This is a genomic window from Hoeflea sp. (assembly GCF_984452065.1).
On record NZ_CFHWAF010000009.1, the window covers coordinates 44,105 to 61,254 of the forward strand.

19 protein-coding genes are annotated in these 17,150 nt (G+C 62.5%); 15 read left to right on the plus strand and 4 right to left on the minus strand.

All coding sequences use genetic code 11. The features are described from left to right. Positions 1 to 183 precede the first annotated feature (183 nt). The 6 genes from AC5E6N_RS03430 to AC5E6N_RS03455 all read left to right on the plus strand — a co-directional run bounded on the left by AC5E6N_RS03430 (position 184) and on the right by AC5E6N_RS03455 (position 5,333). Complete coding sequence (locus AC5E6N_RS03430; protein WP_491746502.1) at positions 184 to 1,002, plus strand: FCD domain-containing protein; 819 nt, start codon at positions 184 to 186, stop codon at positions 1,000 to 1,002. After that, a complete protein-coding gene (locus AC5E6N_RS03435) occupies positions 965 to 1,702 on the plus strand; it encodes a glutamine amidotransferase-related protein (RefSeq protein WP_491746503.1) in 738 nt (245 codons plus the stop codon). The genes AC5E6N_RS03430 and AC5E6N_RS03435 overlap by 38 nt, the downstream gene beginning before the upstream one ends. 36 nt (positions 1,703 to 1,738) lie before the next feature. Then, positions 1,739 to 2,371: a LysE family translocator gene (locus tag AC5E6N_RS03440; RefSeq protein ID WP_491746504.1), complete on the plus strand. Its 633-nt coding sequence runs from the start codon at positions 1,739 to 1,741 to the stop codon at positions 2,369 to 2,371. Positions 2,372 to 2,379: 8 nt separating this feature from the next. Further along, a complete protein-coding gene (locus tag AC5E6N_RS03445; RefSeq protein WP_491746505.1) occupies positions 2,380 to 3,021 on the plus strand; it encodes a hypothetical protein in 642 nt (213 codons plus the stop codon). Positions 3,022 to 3,052: 31 nt separating this feature from the next. After that, complete coding sequence (locus AC5E6N_RS03450; protein WP_491746506.1) at positions 3,053 to 3,787, plus strand: 16S rRNA (uracil(1498)-N(3))-methyltransferase; 735 nt, start codon at positions 3,053 to 3,055, stop codon at positions 3,785 to 3,787. A gap of 172 nt (positions 3,788 to 3,959) precedes the next feature. After that, positions 3,960 to 5,333 (plus strand): glutamate--cysteine ligase, encoded by a 1,374-nt coding sequence (locus tag AC5E6N_RS03455; RefSeq protein ID WP_491746507.1) that lies wholly within the window; start codon positions 3,960 to 3,962, stop codon positions 5,331 to 5,333. Here AC5E6N_RS03455 and AC5E6N_RS03460 read toward each other — a convergent pair. Continuing rightward, positions 5,314 to 6,219: a LysR family transcriptional regulator gene (locus AC5E6N_RS03460; protein ID WP_491746508.1), complete on the minus strand. Its 906-nt coding sequence runs from the start codon at positions 6,217 to 6,219 to the stop codon at positions 5,314 to 5,316. The genes AC5E6N_RS03455 and AC5E6N_RS03460 overlap by 20 nt on opposite strands. 151 nt (positions 6,220 to 6,370) lie before the next feature. On the opposite strand from AC5E6N_RS03460, the gene AC5E6N_RS03465 reads away from it, so the two are divergent. The 6 genes from AC5E6N_RS03465 (at position 6,371) to AC5E6N_RS03490 (ending at position 12,599) form a co-directional block, all read left to right on the plus strand. Next, on the plus strand, positions 6,371 to 7,537 hold the full coding sequence (locus AC5E6N_RS03465; protein WP_491746509.1) for an ABC transporter ATP-binding protein: 1,167 nt from the start codon (positions 6,371 to 6,373) through the stop codon (positions 7,535 to 7,537). Beyond that, positions 7,537 to 8,457: a carbohydrate ABC transporter permease gene (locus AC5E6N_RS03470; protein ID WP_491746510.1), complete on the plus strand. Its 921-nt coding sequence runs from the start codon at positions 7,537 to 7,539 to the stop codon at positions 8,455 to 8,457. Before AC5E6N_RS03465 ends, AC5E6N_RS03470 begins: the two co-directional genes overlap by 1 nt. Next, entirely contained in the window at positions 8,454 to 9,401 is a 948-nt protein-coding gene (locus AC5E6N_RS03475) for a carbohydrate ABC transporter permease (RefSeq protein WP_491746511.1), read from the plus strand. Before AC5E6N_RS03470 ends, AC5E6N_RS03475 begins: the two co-directional genes overlap by 4 nt. A 137-nt stretch (positions 9,402 to 9,538) precedes the next feature. Continuing rightward, a complete protein-coding gene (locus AC5E6N_RS03480) occupies positions 9,539 to 10,804 on the plus strand; it encodes an extracellular solute-binding protein (protein WP_491746512.1) in 1,266 nt (421 codons plus the stop codon). 71 nt (positions 10,805 to 10,875) lie between these two features. Continuing rightward, positions 10,876 to 11,700, plus strand: coding sequence for a phosphodiesterase (locus tag AC5E6N_RS03485; RefSeq protein WP_491746513.1), 825 nt, complete (start codon positions 10,876 to 10,878; stop codon positions 11,698 to 11,700). Between the two features lie 104 nt (positions 11,701 to 11,804). After that, entirely contained in the window at positions 11,805 to 12,599 is a 795-nt protein-coding gene (locus tag AC5E6N_RS03490) for a DUF937 domain-containing protein (protein ID WP_491746514.1), read from the plus strand. A gap of 208 nt (positions 12,600 to 12,807) precedes the next feature. Here AC5E6N_RS03490 and AC5E6N_RS03495 read toward each other — a convergent pair whose 3' ends face one another. After that, positions 12,808 to 13,083: a DUF1127 domain-containing protein gene (locus AC5E6N_RS03495; RefSeq protein WP_491746515.1), complete on the minus strand. Its 276-nt coding sequence runs from the start codon at positions 13,081 to 13,083 to the stop codon at positions 12,808 to 12,810. Between the two features lie 214 nt (positions 13,084 to 13,297). On the opposite strand from AC5E6N_RS03495, the gene AC5E6N_RS03500 reads away from it, so the two are divergent. The 3 genes from AC5E6N_RS03500 to AC5E6N_RS03510 all read left to right on the plus strand — a co-directional run bounded on the left by AC5E6N_RS03500 (position 13,298) and on the right by AC5E6N_RS03510 (position 16,130). Then, positions 13,298 to 14,242: a LysR substrate-binding domain-containing protein gene (locus AC5E6N_RS03500; protein WP_491746516.1), complete on the plus strand. Its 945-nt coding sequence runs from the start codon at positions 13,298 to 13,300 to the stop codon at positions 14,240 to 14,242. A gap of 42 nt (positions 14,243 to 14,284) precedes the next feature. Continuing rightward, positions 14,285 to 15,871, plus strand: a complete 1,587-nt coding sequence (xseA, locus tag AC5E6N_RS03505) for an exodeoxyribonuclease VII large subunit (RefSeq protein WP_491746517.1) — start codon at positions 14,285 to 14,287, stop codon at positions 15,869 to 15,871. A 127-nt stretch (positions 15,872 to 15,998) separates the two neighbouring features. Then, a complete protein-coding gene (locus tag AC5E6N_RS03510; protein ID WP_491746518.1) occupies positions 15,999 to 16,130 on the plus strand; it encodes a hypothetical protein in 132 nt (43 codons plus the stop codon). Positions 16,131 to 16,155: 25 nt separating this feature from the next. Here the strand turns inward: AC5E6N_RS03510 and AC5E6N_RS03515 are convergent, their stop codons facing one another. Continuing rightward, positions 16,156 to 16,842: an AcvB/VirJ family lysyl-phosphatidylglycerol hydrolase gene (locus tag AC5E6N_RS03515; protein ID WP_491746519.1), complete on the minus strand. Its 687-nt coding sequence runs from the start codon at positions 16,840 to 16,842 to the stop codon at positions 16,156 to 16,158. Further along, on the minus strand, positions 16,839 to 17,150 hold a 312-nt coding region (locus tag AC5E6N_RS03520), incomplete at its 5' end, for a phosphatidylglycerol lysyltransferase domain-containing protein (protein ID WP_491746520.1). The genes AC5E6N_RS03515 and AC5E6N_RS03520, both read right to left, overlap by 4 nt.

Sequence of the window (17,150 nt, forward strand, 5' to 3'; positions counted from 1 at the left end):
AAAGCCGGAATTTAGTATCGATCGGGTCTCGCAGACAAGGCCACCTCGGCCATTTCAATGCATCCAGGGCCGTGGCGCATCGGCGCGGGCGTGTTTTGCGGAAAGTGGACATGTTTGTTGACCAGTTTCGCGCCGTCTTGCTAGCATCGGCCCGTCCGGCCGGAGGCCACAAGAGATGCGATAATGGATGAGATTTTTGCCCCTGTCGCGCACGGGCGTACTGCCGACGAGGTTGCACAGCAGGTCGAATCGCTGATTCTCGACGGCGTCCTGCGCGTCGGCGACCGCTTGCCGGGCGAGCGCGAGCTGTCGCGCCAGCTTGATGTATCGCGCCCGATCCTGCGCGAGGCGCTCAAGACGCTGGAGCAGCGCGGCCTGCTGAACAGCCGGCATGGCGGCGGAACCTTCATCGCGGATGTCATTGGCGAGATATTCAGCCAGCCGGTGATGCAGCTCATCGCCCGTCACCGCCGCGCGACCTTCGACTATCTGGAGTACCGCAGGGGGGTGGAAGGCATCGCCGCGGCCTTTGCCGCGCAGCGGGCCACAAAGGCCGACAAGGACCTTCTTGCCGGGATCGTCAAGGCGATGAAGGACGCGCACCGCGAGGCGGATCTCGACCGCGAGGCCGAACTGGACGTTGAGTTTCACAGCGCCATCGGCGAGGCGGCGCACAATATCATCCTGCTGCACACGCTGCGGTCCTGTTACCGGCTCTTGAGCAACGGCGTCTTCTTCAACCGCGCCGCGATCTATCAATATTCCGGCTCAAGCGACCGGCTGCTTGAACAACACATTGCCATTTTCGACGCTATTGTGGCCGGCGATGCGGACGGTGCGAAAGCGGCGGCCGAACGGCATATGGAGTTTGTCGCACAGACGCTGCAGGAGGCCGAACGCGCCAATGACTGGGCGCGGGTCGCCAGTCTGCGGCTGCAGCAACGGGCAAGGGGCGGCCAGAAGGATGACAGCAAACGCAAAGCCGGCAAAAGGCGCTCATAACGGACGTCATGTTCTCGTCGTTGAGCACGAGGCGGCGGGCACGGCCGATAACGGCCTGAGGCACCTGGCCCTGCGCGATGTGGCGGTGCGGCTCGTGCGCCCGTATCTCGGCGAAAAGCTGCCGATGCTGGACGAACGCATTGCCGGCGTCATCCTCAAGGGCGGGCCGCAATTCGTCACGGATCTCGACCGGTTTCCCTATCTGCGCGACGAAATGGCGTTTGCCGACACCGTCATGAAGCGCGGCATGCCGCTATTGGGCATCTGCCTCGGCGCGCAAATGATCGCCCATCATCTGGGCGCTGCCGTGGGCTTCCATCCGCAGGGCCATGTCGCCTTCGGCTACTATCCGCTGGAAGCCACACAAGCCGGAAAGGACGTCTTTCCGGACGGGTTGATGACGCTTGCAGGCAACGCGCAGGGTTTTGCCTGCCCGCGCGATGCGACACTGCTCGCCAAGGGACCCCTTTTTGCCAACCAGGCGTTTCGCCATGGCGACACGACCGTCGCATTCCAGTTCCATCCGGAGGTCAATCGCCCAATCCTCGATCAGTGGCAGCGCGAGTTGGCGGACAATGTCGGCAAGCCCGGAACCCACAGCTTCGAGGAACAGGACGCCGGCTTTAAGGCACATAACGGCACGCTCGCCAAATGGTACGGTCAATTTCTGGATCGCTTTTTCAAACTGGATGTGGCTTAGTGGCGTCCCGATTTTGCAAAGACCTGGAGACCTGCCTTGCCCGTTTCCACCGAAACACTGCTGACATTTTCCATCGCGACAATGATCCTCCTGGTGATCCCGGGACCGACGATCATCATGGTGATATCGCAGGCGCTGGCCCATGGCCGACGCGTCGCGCTCGCCAGCGTCCTGGGCGTGGGGCTCGGCGATCTCGCCGCCGCGTCGCTGTCGATCATCGGCGTCGGCACCATCCTCGCCGCTTCCGCGACCGTCTTCACGGTGATCAAATGGGCGGGCGCCGTTTATCTTATCTATATCGGCATCAAGATGTGGATCACGCCGGTCTCGGCGCCGGAGATCGACATGTCGCCGGGCAAGGGCGGGCGCCGCTCGGCGTTCCGCGACGCGTTTCTGGTCACGCTGCTCAACCCCAAGGGCATTGTGTTCTTCATGGCCTTCGTGCCGCAATTCATAACCCACAAGGCGCCCTTCGCCCCGCAGGCCGCGCTTTTTGTCGCCGTCTTCGTCGCGCTCGGCATCTTCAATGCCTGGGCCTATGCGATGCTTGCCAGCGGCGCGCGCCAGTTTATCAGGCGTCCGGCCGTCTTGCGCGCGGCAACGCGCACGGGCGCCGGCTTCCTGATCGGCGCCGGCCTGTTTTCCGCCCTGGCGCGGCGCGGAGCCTGACCGGCACCATGCCGCTGCAGAACCGCGTGACGCCCCTTGGCCGGATTGTCGCCGACGCGGCGCGCGGAACGGTGATGGGCAATCGCGGCGGACGCCTTCACGACGCCGGGACCAAAACGCTGACCGGACGCCGCTGGGCCAGCAGGCGGTGGATCGTCTGCGTGACCGATTTTCGCGGACGGCAACGCACCGTGATGTCGGCGACAAGCTATACGGAACTGTTCTTTCTCGACGAGGTGACGGCGCTGGCCGCCGGGCACCGGCCCTGTTTCGAATGCCGCAACCGCGATGCCAAATCCTTTGCCGCCGCCTTTGCGGCCGGCCGCAACACCGCATCAATAGCGGCCGACGACATGGACAGGCACCTGCACCGCGAGCGCTGCGTCAGCGGCGCCGGGCGGGTAGCGATGGAGCCGGGCGATGCCGAATTGCTGCCGGTCGGCGCGATGATCGAGGCGGGCAACACGCTGATGGCGGTAACGCCTGCCGGCTGGCAGGTCTGGAGCATGGGCGGCTACCGCAAACCGGCATCGCAGGAGAGCACACACGCTTTGAAGGCCGGCCCCGTCAGGCTTTTGACGCCCGCCTCGACGGTGGCGGCGCTGCGTGAGGGCTACAGGCCGCAATTTCATCCTTCCGCCGCCGCTTGAGTTTCCATCCGGGTTGAGGCACAGAGCAGCCATGCGCGCGAACTACAAGATGCAACGGCTCTTCGTTGAAGCGGACCTTTCATCCGGAACGGCCGTCGCAGTGGACAAGGATCAGTTCAACTATCTGGCAAACGTCCTGCGCATGGCTGAGGGAGGCCGGATCCTCGTCTTCAACGGGCGCGACGGGGAATGGTCGGCGCGCCTGCGGTTTGACGGCAGGAAGAAGATCGCGCTCGAAATCGAAGACGCCGTGCGGCCTCAGCCGGAGCCACCCGATCTGGTCTATCTGTTCGCCCCGCTCAAACAGGCGCGGCTCGACTATCTGGTGCAAAAGGCCGTGGAGATGGGCGCCGGCGTGCTGCAGCCGGTGTTGACCCACCACACGCAATCGGGACGCATCAACCTTCGCCGGCTGGAACGCAATGTCATCGAGGCGTCGGAACAGTGCGGCGTTCTTTCGCTGGCGCAATGCCGCGAGCCGGCGCGGCTCGAGCGGCTGCTTGAAGGCTGGCCCGACGAGCGGCGGCTGATTTACTGTGACGAGGCGGCGGACACCCACAACCCGATCGAGGCGCTTCGCGCGCTCCCCAAGAGTTCTCTCGCGGTGCTGATCGGGCCGGAGGGCGGATTTTCCGAGGATGAACGGACGCTGCTTCGCTCCTGCGATTTCGTGACGGCAATCCCCCTCGGCCCGCGCATCCTTCGCGCCGACACCGCAGCGGTCGCCGCACTCGCGTTGATCCAGGCAACCATCGGCGACTGGTAAACAATATGCATACATCAACTATTTCTGAACGCAGCGATCAACGATTTTTGCTTGCAAGCGGCGGCAAACCAGTCCAAGCAGCCCCGAGTGCCGGCCAAAACGGCGCAGCGCAGTCCATCAAGCCGCAGCCGGGCCCATGCCCGCGCGGCCGAATTAAAGAGAAAAGTGCGATATGGCTCGCGATACGACCGACCAGACGCCCGTCACGACAACGGATGAGTTGGTCTCCTATCTGGCGGAGGGCTGCAAGCCGAAAGACAAATTCCGCATCGGCACCGAGCACGAGAAATTCGCGTTTTTCCTGAATGACAATTCGCCGGTTCCCTACGAGGGCACGCGATCCATCTCGGCTTTGCTGACCGGCATGCGCGACGTGCTCGGCTGGGAGCCGATCCTCGACGAGGGCAAGATCATCGGCCTTGTCGAGCCGACCGGCAACGGGGCGATTTCGCTGGAGCCGGGCGGCCAGTTCGAGCTTTCCGGCGCACCGCTTGAAAACATCCACCAGACCTGCCGGGAATCCAACGCGCATCTGGCGCAACTGCGCGAGATCGCCGAACCGCTGGGCATCGGCTTCCTGGGGCTCGGCGGCAGCCCGCTGTGGACACGCGAACAGACGCCGCGCATGCCGAAATCGCGCTACGACATCATGACGCGCTATATGCCGAAGGTCGGCAGTCAGGGCATCGACATGATGTACCGGACCTGCACGATCCAGGTTAATCTCGATTTTTCCAGCGAAACCGATATGCGCCGCAAAATGCAGGTCTCCATGCGCCTGCAGCCGCTGGCGACGGCGCTTTTTGCCCTCTCACCCTTCACCGAGGGCAAACCGAACGGACTGCTTTCCTGGCGCTCCAACATCTGGCGCGATACGGACAAGGACCGCACCGGTATTCTTCCCTTCGTGTTCGCCGAGGACTTCGGCTTCGCCGACTATGTCGAATGGGCGCTCGACGTGCCGATGTACTTCATATTGCGCGAGGGGCGTTATCACGACTGCACCCATGTCACGTTCCGGCAGTTCATGAATGGCGCGCTACAGGGCGAAGTGCCGGACGGCCATCCCACAATGGGCGATTGGACCAACCACCTGTCGACCCTTTTTCCGGAAGTGCGGCTAAAACGTTTCCTGGAGATGCGCGGCGCCGATGGCGGCCCGTGGCGCAAGATCTGCGCGCTGCCGGCCTTCTGGGTCGGCCTGCTTTATGACGACCGGGCGCTCGATGCAGCGGAAGACCTGACAAAAGGCTGGGGCGCGGATGATGTCCAGGCGCTGCGCGACAGTGTTCCGCGATCAGGGTTCGACGCGGACATCGCCGGCACAAGCCTTCATGAGGTCTTGCGCGAGGTGCTGGCGATCGCCCGAGCCGGCCTGCAGTCGCGCGGCAGGCTGAGCGAGGACGACAATGACGAGGCCCACTTCCTGGCGCCGCTCGAAGAGGCGGTTGCCCGCGGAAAAACCGGCGCCGGGGAATTGCTGGAGCTCTATCACGAGCGCTGGGGCGGCTCCGTCGAACCGGTTTTCAAGGATTTTGCCTATTAGAGCAGATCTCATCGAAATCTGAATTGGCGAGCGCGATCTCCTTGAACCGCGCGACCAGCTTGAGATTGTGCTTCTCCGCGGGCAGGACAAGACAATCCTCATAGGTCTCGTCCATCTCGTCGATGGGAATGCCGACAAAGCGCGGCGACGGGAACAGGCTGTTTTCCAGCAGGATGCCGATACCGATCCCGTGCAGGACGGCCTCCTTGGCGATGGCGAATGTCGCCATGCGGATGGTACGCGAAAAGCGCAAGCCAAGGGTATCGAGCTTCCTGTCGACAACCCGTTTGGTCAACGATCCGTCCTCAGGCAGAATGACCGCTTCCCCGCACAGATCGACAAGGGATACGGATCGACGCGACGCCAGCCTGTGGTCGCGGTGCATGAACGCCAGATACCGCGTTGTCTGAAGGCGTTCGACAAACAGGCTCTCATCGCGCGGCGGATCGGTGTAAATGGCGAGATCCACATCGCGGCTGCGCACCGCATTGGTGTTCACCGTCCAACTCGTCAGGTTGAAATCGACAATGACCTGTGGATAAAGATCGGAAAACGCGGCGATGATCGGCATGGCCGGGCGTGGCGCCGTGGCGGTGATCTTCAGATAGCCCGAAGCCAGCTTCTGGTAGCTTTGCACCTTTTCCTGGATGACCTGCTCAAGCGTCGTCCAGCGGTCGGCGACGTCGTAAAGCTCGCGCCCGATCGGTGTGAGTTCCAACCGGTCGCGCCGCCTTACAAAGAGCTGTGACTGCATCATTTTTTCGAGTTTGGCGACGTGCTGCGTGACGGAGGACTGGGTCACGCCAAGCTGCGATGCGGCGCGCGAAAAACTCCGGCAGCGCGCCACATGGGCAAAGGCCGCGATCTGGTAGGGGCTTGGTTTCAAGATGGTGCACCGGTGGCTGAGAGCGCGCTCGGACGATTGTGACACTATGGTGCAGGCTACCCTTAACATTAGTGTGACTAATATGACGTCATATGTACTTTAATCGCGCTGTCTAAGTGTGGCTCGACCTGCAACCGGGACCAGAGCGACAGTGGCGACAATCACACTTTCAAAGATCAACAAATCCTTCGGCGAAACCCGGGTCCTCGACGCGGTCAATCTCGATATCCACGCCGGCGAATTCCTGACCCTCGTGGGGCCGTCCGGATGCGGGAAATCCACGCTGCTGCGCATCTTGGCGGGCCTTGAAGCACCCGATCGGGGCGAGGTGAAGATTGACGGAAGGACCGTCAATGCCGTCAGGGCCGCGGACCGGAACCTTGCCATGGTGTTTCAGTCCTACGCGCTCTATCCGCATCTGACCGTCGCCGAGAACATGCTGACACCGCTGCGCATGCGCGATCTGTCCCCGCGCGAACGGTTGCCCCTGGTCGGGCCGCTGCTGGCGCGGGCGAAGCACCGGTCCATGCGGGCAATGGTCCGGGAAACCGCCGAGATCCTGAAGATCGAGGGCCTTTTGAATCGCAAGCCGGGCCAGCTTTCCGGCGGGCAGCGCCAGCGGGTCGCGCTGGGGCGGGCGATGGTGCGCAAACCGGCGGCCTTCCTCATGGACGAGCCGCTGTCCAATCTCGACGCCGCCCTGCGCGTCCATATGCGCGCCGAACTTGCGGAACTGCATCGCGACCTCGGCACCACCTTCATCTACGTGACCCATGACCAAGCGGAGGCACTGACAATGTCCTCGAGGATGGCGGTGATGATGGACGGACACATCCTACAGCTCGACCGACCCGACAAGATTTACGACGATCCGGCGGATATAAGGGTCGCGCGCTTCATCGGCTCGCCGAAAATCAACGTCCTTGCGGGCAAGGTCGACGCGCAAGGGCGCGTCAGCGTCCGCGGCACCCCGCTTTCGGCCGCCGTTTCCCCCAGTTACCGCGGACCGATCAGGATCGGCCTGAGGCCGGAAAGCCTGCGCATCGTCCAGGGGTCCCAGGCAGCGGCCATCGAGGGAACCGTCGTCCACCGCGAAAATCTCGGATCGGATATCTTTCTTCACCTTGCCGCCGGAGACGACAGCGAACGGCTTATCGTCCGCGCCACGCCGCAGGAGGCGGCGGGCGTTACGATCGGCGATCAGGTCCTCGTCGAACACCAGCGCGGCGAAGCGCTTCTTTTTGGTGCCGACGGGAAGCGCATCAAGAGGACCCGTGCGCCCGAAGAGACCACCGGTCAGGCCAGGGCTGTGGCATAATGGTGCGATCGCGATCCCATATCTGGTTTGTAGCACCGGCGGTGACGCTGATGGTCGTCATCCTGCTGCTGCCGATCGGCATTGCAGCGGTCCTCAGCTTTACCGACTACAGCCTCGGCAATGACGGCGCGGAATTCGTCGGATGGAAGAATTACGAGCGCATCTTCACCCGCTCGACCTACGAGAAGATGTTCATCGCGACATTCACCTATGTCGGTGTGGTGGTGCCGCTCTCCGTCGGCCTCGGTTTGGGCGCAGCGCTGCTGATCAATTCGCTGAAACGGTTCGGCGACCTTTACAAGACGATTTACTTCCTGCCCGTCATGGCCGCGCTTCTCGCCATGGCGATCGTCTGGGAATTCGCGCTGCATCCGACCATCGGCATCGTCAACAAGTCGCTGACGCTTGGCTGCGGGACGTTCCTGGAAAACTGGGCCTGGTACGCGCAGGGCTGCGAGAGGACATTTCCGCTCTGGCTGACCGACCGCGACTACGCCATCTGGGCCGTCGCCTTTATCGGCGTGTGGCAGGGCTTCGGTTTCAACATGGTGCTTTATCTGGCGGGTCTGACCTCGGTGCCGCGTGAACTCTATCACGCGGCCGAGATGGACGGCGCGCGCTCCGCCTGGGACCGTTTCCGGCTCGTCACATGGCCGATGCTCGGTCCGACGACGGTGTTCGTGGTGACGATCACCTGCATCCGCTCCTTCCAGGTTTTCGACACCGTCGAGGCCTTCTATCCGCAGGGCGGCGGGCCGTCGAAATCGGTCTATGTGATGATGTTCGCGATCTACGAAAAGGCCATCCAGCAGAACCTGATGGGCATTGGCGCGGCGATCACCGTGATCTTCCTCGGATTTGTCATGCTGCTCACGATGGCGCAGCGCTGGCTGGTTGAAAGAAGGGTGCATTACACATGAGCGAGGCAGCTCTTGACGCAACCGAACGCCCGGCCCTGAGCGGCGGCACGACGACGTTGCAATGGTCCGGCACCGAGGCGCTGAAACATGCGGTGCTGATCGTCGGCGCCATCATCGTGCTTTTGCCGTTCTATGTGATGCTCAGCTATTCGTTCAAATCGCCGTCGGAAATCATGACCAACAGCGGCGGCCTCATCGGCCAGCAGGAGCCGTTCCGCGACGATTACTGCGTCAAGCTCGGCAATGCCGAGGAAGACTGCATGGTCACGCCCATCGTCTACAATTACACAACGGCCTTCGCCAAGGCGCCGCTGCTGCGCTATCTCTTCAACGGCGCCATCGTGACGGCATCGATCTTCTTCATCCAGGTGCTGATCGCCCTTCCCTGCGCCTATGCCCTTGCCAAGCTGAAGTGGTGGGGCCGGGAATTCGTCTTCAGCCTGGTGCTCTTCTGCCTGCTGATCCCCGTCCACGCCATCGCGCTGCCGCTCTACATCATGCTGTCGAAGCTCGGCCTGACAAACAGCTATGCGGCCCTGATCATCCCCTGGACCATATCCGTCTTCGGCATATTCCTGATGCGCCAGTTCTTCATGACCGTGCCGGACGACCTGATCGATGCGGCACGCATGGACGGCATGAGCGAGTTCGCGATTATCTGGAAGGTCATGCTGCCGACCGCCGTTCCCGCGCTGCTCGCCTTTGCGATCTTCTCGGTCGTCGCCCACTGGAACGACTATTTCTGGCCGCGCATCGTGATCACCGGCAATCGCGACCTGTTCACGCCGCCGCTCGGCCTGCGGGAATTCAAGGGCGATGCGGACGGAGACAATTTCGGGCCGATGATGGCCACGGCGACAGTCATCGTCATGCCGCTCATCGTCGCCTTTCTCATCGCACAGCGCCGCTTCATTGAAGGGATCACCCTCTCGGGCATGAAATAGCGCAGCGAAAAACGATGGGGCCGCCCGAGCGAGCGGGCGGCCCTGTCACCGATATCCCGTCAGGGATGAACCCGCTGCCCGGACGGTTTGGGAACACGCACCGGGACGCAAGTGAAGGTAACGACAGGAAGATATCCATGAAAACGACACTGACCGCAATGGGGGCCGCCTTGCTGTTGTCCACAGCAGCGCTGGCCGACGACAAGGTGACCATCGAGTTCGCCTACCCCTACAGTCACCTGTTCGACGTGACCTATGAGAAGATCCTGCCGAAGTTCTACGCGCAACATCCCGACATCGAAGTGAAGATGCGGGCGACCTATGAATCCTATGAGGACGGCACCAACACGATCCTGCGCGAGGCCGTCGCCGGGAACCTGCCTGATGTCACCATGCAGGGCCTCAACCGCCAGGCGATCCTTGTCGAAAAGGGCATCGCGAAATCGCTTGAGCCCTTCATCGCCAAGGAAGCCGATTTTGCCAAGGACGGTTATCACAAGGCCATGCTCGATCTCGGCACGTTCGACAGCTCCGTCTACGGCCTGCCGTTTTCCGTGTCGCTGCCGGTCGGTTATTACAATATGGAAGTGATGGGCAAGGCCGGGATCACGGATGTCGGCCAACTGCCCAAAACCTGGGATGAGGTCGTCGAGGTCTGCGGCAAGCTCAGGCAAGCCGGCGTCAAGAACCCGATGTTCTGGGGCTGGAACATCACCGGCAACTGGTTCCTCCAGGCCCTGATGTGGTCGCAGGACAAGCCCACCATCGAGGGCACGGATTTCACGCTGGACGAGCCGGAAGGCCTGACCGCGCTCAACGCGATGAACGACCTGTTCGACGGCTGCGAGATGCAGAACCTTGAATGGAAGGCGGCTCTCGCATCCTTCTCGTCGGGCGAAATCGGCATGATGTTCTGGTCGACGTCGGCGGTCGGCGCGGTCGAGCGGTCGATGGGCGATTTCACGCTGATGACCAACGAGTATCCGGGCCTTGTCGACGGCGGACCCAAGGGGCTTCCCGCCGGCGGCAATGCGGCCATGCTGGTCTCCGCATCGGACGATCCGAAGGTGCTGGACGCGGCCTGGAAATGGCTGAAGTTCATCACCTCCGGGGAAGGCGCGGCGGACGTCGCCCGCACCACGGGTTACATGCCGCCGAACCAGGCCGCCAATGAAATCATCCTGAAGGATTTCTACGACCAGAATCCGGCCAAGGCGACGGCGGTCCGGCAGCTGCCGCTGCTGCGCGAATGGCAGGCCTATCCGGGCGACAATGGCCTTGCGGCGACGCAGGTGATCTACGACGCCCTCGAAGGCATCGTGACCGGCGAGCATGACGATATGGAAGAATTGCAGCAGGAGCTGACGGAAGAGGTCCAGGATCTCCTGCCCTCAAGTTCCTGAACAGGCTTCCCGGGGCGCGGAGACCCCTCCGCGCCCTTTTTGCATCCTGAATGTGCCGGCGGAGACATTTCATGAAATTCATCCACATGACCGATATCCACCTGACCGTACCGGGAAACACGATCGCCGGACGCGATCCGAACGCCAATTTCGAACGGGCAATCGAAGATGTCTGCTCGGTTCACGGCGACGCCGAGGCGCTGATCATAACCGGCGACCTTTCGGACTGGGGCGACCAGGATGACTACCGGCGTCTGAAATCGCGCATCGATGCGCTGCCGTTCCCGGTCCAGCTGTGCATCGGAAATCACGACGACCGCGAACAGTTCCTGTCGGTCTTTCCCGAGCGCGCGGATGATGACGGCTTTGTTCAGGGCGTATTCGATCTCGGCAACCACACCGGCATATGCCTCGATACCAAGGTGCCGGCTACCCATGCGGGCGAATTGTGCAATACGCGGCTTGCCTGGCTTTCCGGACAGCTGGAACTGGCAAACCGCCCGGTGTTCCTTTTCATGCACCACAATCCGGTTGCGACCGGTCAGGGACCGATCGATTCGATCATGCTGCGCAATCCCGATCTCCTCGGCAATCTGATCGCCGGGCACAGGGACAAGATCCGACACATATTTTTCGGCCATTGCCATCTGCCGCTGAGCGGTTCGTTCGAGGGCGTGCCGTTCAGCGCGCCACGCGGAACCAATCACGCCGGCATTTTCAACTTCGCCGAACCGGACCTGCTGTCCGGGTCCGATCTGCCACAGGCCTACGCCGTCGTTTTCGTGCGCGAAAACTCGGTCATGGTCGATATGATCGAATATGGTTATGACGGTCCGGTACACGTCGAAAACTCACCGGAATACGGTTCCTGGGACCGCGCAACCATGGTGCGCTAGCCGATCGATGGACAAGCCCTGTTAGCGGCCCGCATTGCCTGACCAGAGCAAATCTGATTCTATGCGCAAAGCGCCCTACCGCGCTGACCACGGAGGATCAGAGCATGCTGCCGCTCTATGACATGATGATGCGGGCCCAGAACGGCGAAGCCATGCGCGCTTTTGCCGGACAATTCGGGATGAGCGAGGAGCAGGTCAACCGGGCCATGGAAGCGCTGATGCCGGCCTTTGCGACGGGTCTGAAGCGAAGCACGGCAAGCCCGCAAGGCATCGGGGAGTTCATGCAGGCCCTAACGATGGGTCACTACGCCGACTATTTCAACAACCTCGCCGCCGCCTTCACGCCGCAGGGTATCGAGGAGGGCAACGCCATGCTCGGCCGGATCTTCGGGTCGAAGGATGTCAGCCGGGCCATCGCGAACCAGGCGGCCATGGCGACGGGCATTGCCCAGGAAGTCTATAAACAGATGATGCCGGCCGTCGCCTCCATACTCATGGGCGGTCTCTTCAACCAGGCGGCGACGGCTTCAAAATCCGGCAGTGGCAATCCGGCTGCCGACATGTTCGGTCAGATGATGGCGCAGGCGGCCGAACAGCAAAAACAGGCGGCCGAATTCACCGGTCAACTGGGCAAGATGATGGAGGAGACGTTCGGCGGCGGCGGAAAATCGCGCAGCAAGTCACAGGCGATCAATCCGTTCACCGACATGATGGAAACCATGATGAAGGCCGGCTTTCCGGGTCTGACGGAACAGGCAGAGCCCGAGAAGACCGAGACACCCTATGCCAGGATGATCAGCGACATGTTCGACGCCGGCATCAAGGTACAGAAAGAGTACCAGAAGAATGTCGATGCGGTCTTCGACAGCTACATGAAAAACCTGAACGGGAAAAGCTGATCGGCAGCGGCTGGAGCGGGCCGGATTCAAAAGCCCGACGACTGCCGAAGCAGCCGTCGGGAAAGGAGCGGGCACAGGGCATATGGCCCGCTGGGGAAGCAGTGTCGATAACGCGCCTGGGAGAAGCGCGCCTGGATCATCCTGCCCGGCCTGGGGGGAGACCTGCCGGGTAAATCAGAACCGGATGGGACACCGACACTGCAAGCTGTCAAAGCAGGGTAAGCCGCGATCGGCGGCGCAGCGCCGCGCGCGTGAGGTCCGTCGAATGGTCGCCGAACGGACCGCCCCTGAGGGCAAAGCGCACATCGTCCCGCGAAAGTCCGATGTCATCGAGCATATGATCGTTGAAATCGTTCAGGCCCATCACCTGCCGGCGATTGCGGTAGCGCACGAAAAGAGAGACGATCGCTTCACGTAGGGCTGTCCAAGCGGAACCGCGCTTGCCGGGTGCCTGGATATCGAGGCTTTTATGGATACTGGTCATTACATCTCTCCTTTCCGAATCCACTCCCTCCATGGGAATTGCGGACTCCATTGATTGCGGCATGAATCGTCGTCAGCGGGTTGGAATTGAAATTTCGGAAACATGCCGCCGCCGCGACTCGTCAGTGCGGCGAGGTGGATAATTTCAAAGCTTGACTAATTAATCCAGTGAATGTTTCTAATGGTAATAATCATTTTTTTTGATGGGAAATTTCATGGCCGCACCACTTGATATCGACCAGCTCAAAACCTTCATCGCGATTGTCGATATGGGCAGTTTCACCCGTGCCGCGCAGGAGGTGAACAAGACCCAGTCGGCGGTTTCCATGCAGATGCGGCGGCTGGAGGAACGGGTCGGCAAAACGCTGTTCGAGAAGGACGGACGTATCAACCGGCTGACCGGCGAGGGCGAACGTCTGCTTGCCTATGCGCGGCGGCTGGTGCGCCTCAACAATGAAACGCTGGCCGCATTCGACGAGGAGGCGCTGGCGGGGACGATCCGGCTGGGAACGCCGGACGACTACGCTGACCGCTACATGCCCGACATCATCGCGCGCTTTGCCAAGACCAATCCGAATGTCGAGCTGACGATCACCTGCGAACCGTCGAAGGACCTTGTCGAGAAAGTGCACCGCAACGAGCTGGACATTGCGCTCGTCACCCACAATCCGAAGGTGCGCAATTCGGTGATCGTGCGGTCCGAACCGCTCTTGTGGGTGACGTCCATGGCGCATTCGGTGCATGCCGAGACGCCGGTCCCGCTGGCGGTCGGACGGCGCCGCTGCGACTGGCGGCAACTCGGCTGCGCGGCGCTCGATTCCGTCGGGCGCGAATACAGCGTCCTTTTTACCAGCTGGTCATCGACCGTCGTGGCCTCGGCCGTGCTCGCCGGTCTCGCCGTGTCGCTGCTGCCGGAATCGGCATTGCGGCCGGGCATGCGTATCCTGACACCGTCGGACGGCTTTCCGGCGCTGCCGCCGGCGGAGATCGGCATGATCCGGCGGCCGGGCGTCGCAACGGTGCTGATGGACGCGATCACCGACCACATCGCCGCAAGTCTCGACAACATGACGCCCGCCGAAGACGGCGCAAACGGCCGCGTTTCGCAGCGCAAGGCCAATGGCCGGCAAAAGAACGCACTCGCATCATTCAGCTGGTAGGCAGCCTTGACCGGACGGCCGGAAACGGGCGCTATAGAACCCATGGCTCAACATTCTTCCGGCGATTCGCAAAGCAACCTCGCCGAATATACCGTCAGCGAGATATCCGGCTCGATCAAGCGGACCGTCGAGGACGCATTCGGCCATGTCCGCATTCGCGGCGAGGTGTCCGGCTATCGCGGCCCGCATTCCTCCGGGCACGCCTATTTTTCCCTGAAGGACGACCGCGCGCGGATCGAGGCGGTCATCTGGCGCGGGGTCTTCTCGAAGCTGAAATTCAAGCCCGAGGAAGGCATGGAGATGATCGCCACCGGCAAGGTGACGACCTATCCGGGCTCCTCCAAATACCAGATCGTCATCGAATCGATGGAGCCGGCCGGCGCCGGCGCGCTGATGGCCCTTCTGGAAGAGCGGCGCAAGAAGCTGGCGGCGGAAGGCCTTTTCGACGAGGCGCGCAAGCAATCGCTGCCGCACATGCCGCGCGTCATCGGTGTCGTCACCTCACCGACGGGAGCAGTGATCCGCGACATCCTGCACCGCATCACCGACCGGTTTCCGGTTCATGTGATTGTCTGGCCGGTACGGGTACAGGGCGAGACCAGCGGCGGCGAGGTGGCCGCCGCCATCAGCGGCTTCAACGGATTTGAACCGGACGGGGCGATCCCCAGACCCGACGTGCTGATTGTCGCGCGCGGCGGCGGAAGCCTTGAGGATCTGTGGGGTTTCAACGACGAGGCCGTTGTGCGGGCAGTGGCGCAAAGCGATATACCGCTCATCTCGGCCGTCGGCCACGAGACCGACTGGACGCTGATCGATCATGCGGCCGATGTCCGGGCGCCGACGCCGACCGGGGCGGCGGAGATGGCCGTGCCGGTCAGGGCCGAGCTGGAAGCCGGGCTCGCGACGCTCGCGGCACGCCTGTCCGGGGCCGTATCGCGCTCGCTCGACGGCAACCGGCAGTCCGTCAGGGCGCTGGCACGCGCCCTGCCCTCGATCGACATGCTGCTGGCGCTGCCGAGGCGCCGGTTTGATGAAGCGGCAAGCAGGCTGGGGCGCGCCCTGGAACTGAATACGGCGGGCAAGCGGCAGGCTTTCGAGCGCCGTGCCGCGCAATTGACGCCCGCGACCCTGCAGCGCCAGGTTCTGGAGAAGAAGCAGCGGCTCATCGAGCTTGGAACACGCAACGAGCGGCAGCTGGAACGCCGGATCGAGCGGTCCGCTTCGAGGCTGTCGAATGCCGCCGCGCGGCTGACGCTGCGCCCGGCCGCCGACAGGGCCGCGCGGGGCCGCGAACGGGTTGAGGCGCTCGGCCGACGGGCGGGCGAAATTGTCTCGCTGCTCTATGAAAGACAGGAGCGGAAGCTGCAGGAAGCAGCCCGCCTTTTGAACTCCCTGTCCTATCGCAATGTCCTGAAGCGCGGTTACGCCGTCATTCGCGATTCCAGGGACCTTGCGGTGGAAAGCGCCGCGGCGCTCTCGCCGGGAGACCCCATATCGCTTGAATTCGCGGATGGCCGGCTGAGCGCCGTGACCGGCGAGCCCGACGCCGAGACGGCGCGAGCAAAGCCGAAGCCCAAAAAGAGCGTCAAAGCCGCCAAGGGCAGTAAGGATCAGGGCAGTCTTTTTTAACCGGATGCCGGCATCCGCCCCGCAAAGAGCAACGCAGGAATGGAAGCGTCATGTCCATAAAACAAACCTATGTTGTCCGCACGTCACAGATCGCGCCGGAGACGGCCACCTGACGATCAATGGCGATGTGACCGTTGTCGGACCCGGAGACTTTGCCGGCTTTCCGACCGACGGCGCCATGCATTTCGTCGACGATGCGGATGTTACGGCGGTCAGGCCCGAAGGCTTCGCGGCCAGAAAGGGCGACGGGCAGCCGTAGCGCAAATCGGGGGAGCAAATCCGGGCTACTCGGCCAGGCGCTGTGTGACTTCCGCGTCGATGATATCGGCAATCAGCGTCCAGTTCCGGTTGTAATTGTGTCCGCCGGGCACGGTTGCCACGGCGTAGCCGCCGGAAAGAGCGCAGGCCATGTCCGTTTCCCTTTCGCCGGTCAGGCACAGGACCTTTTGCGACGGCAGGGTTTCAATGGCCGCCGCCACATCGTAGCTGCCGCGTATTATGCCGACCATGCCAAGCAGCGAGCTCTCAAACTCGGTCTTCAGAAAAGGGCTCAGAAGCGCGATCAGGACGGTCCGGTCGCGCGCCTCAGCGCTCATGACCGGCCAGGCGAAAGGCACGGTGTCCGCGCCAAAGGAATAGCCGGCGATGATGACGTTTTCGGTCTGCCAGCGGGTCGAGAAATGCCGCAGCAGCCGCTCGGTGTCCATGGCCATCGTTTCCGGTGCCTGCTCGTACCAGAAGTAGCGCAGCGAACTGACGCCCACCACGCCGTAATCACGCTGCGCCAGAGCATCCGCCATGCCTTGCATGGTCGCGCTCCAGCCGCCGTCGCCGGACCACAGAACCACCGTCGCCCTCGCCTTGCCCGAGGCGGGCTCGGTAATATGGGCCGGCAAATCATCGATACCGGTTTGCGCCAGGCAAACGGAAACCGGGACAAACGCCAAAAGGACGGTCGCCAGCGCCCTCACCGCTTGATGGCCTTGAGGCGGCCGCCGGAAATCAGCGCCGTCACATCGAAGAGGACGCGGGGCACGGCCAGCCCGCCCGGGCAGGCAAGGTAATTCGGACCCCAGACCGGACCGAACTTTTCCTTGAAGGAGCGCAGGCCCTCGAAATGGTAAAATTCCTCGCCGTGCTGGTAGATCATGGTTCCGATCCGGTTCCAGGAGGTGGCGAGCGGGTGGTCGGCGAGACCGGCGAGCGGCGCAGCGCCCAGATCGAACCAGTGGAAGCCCTCCTCCTTGGCATTGACCAGCAGTTCGGCAAAGAGGAAATC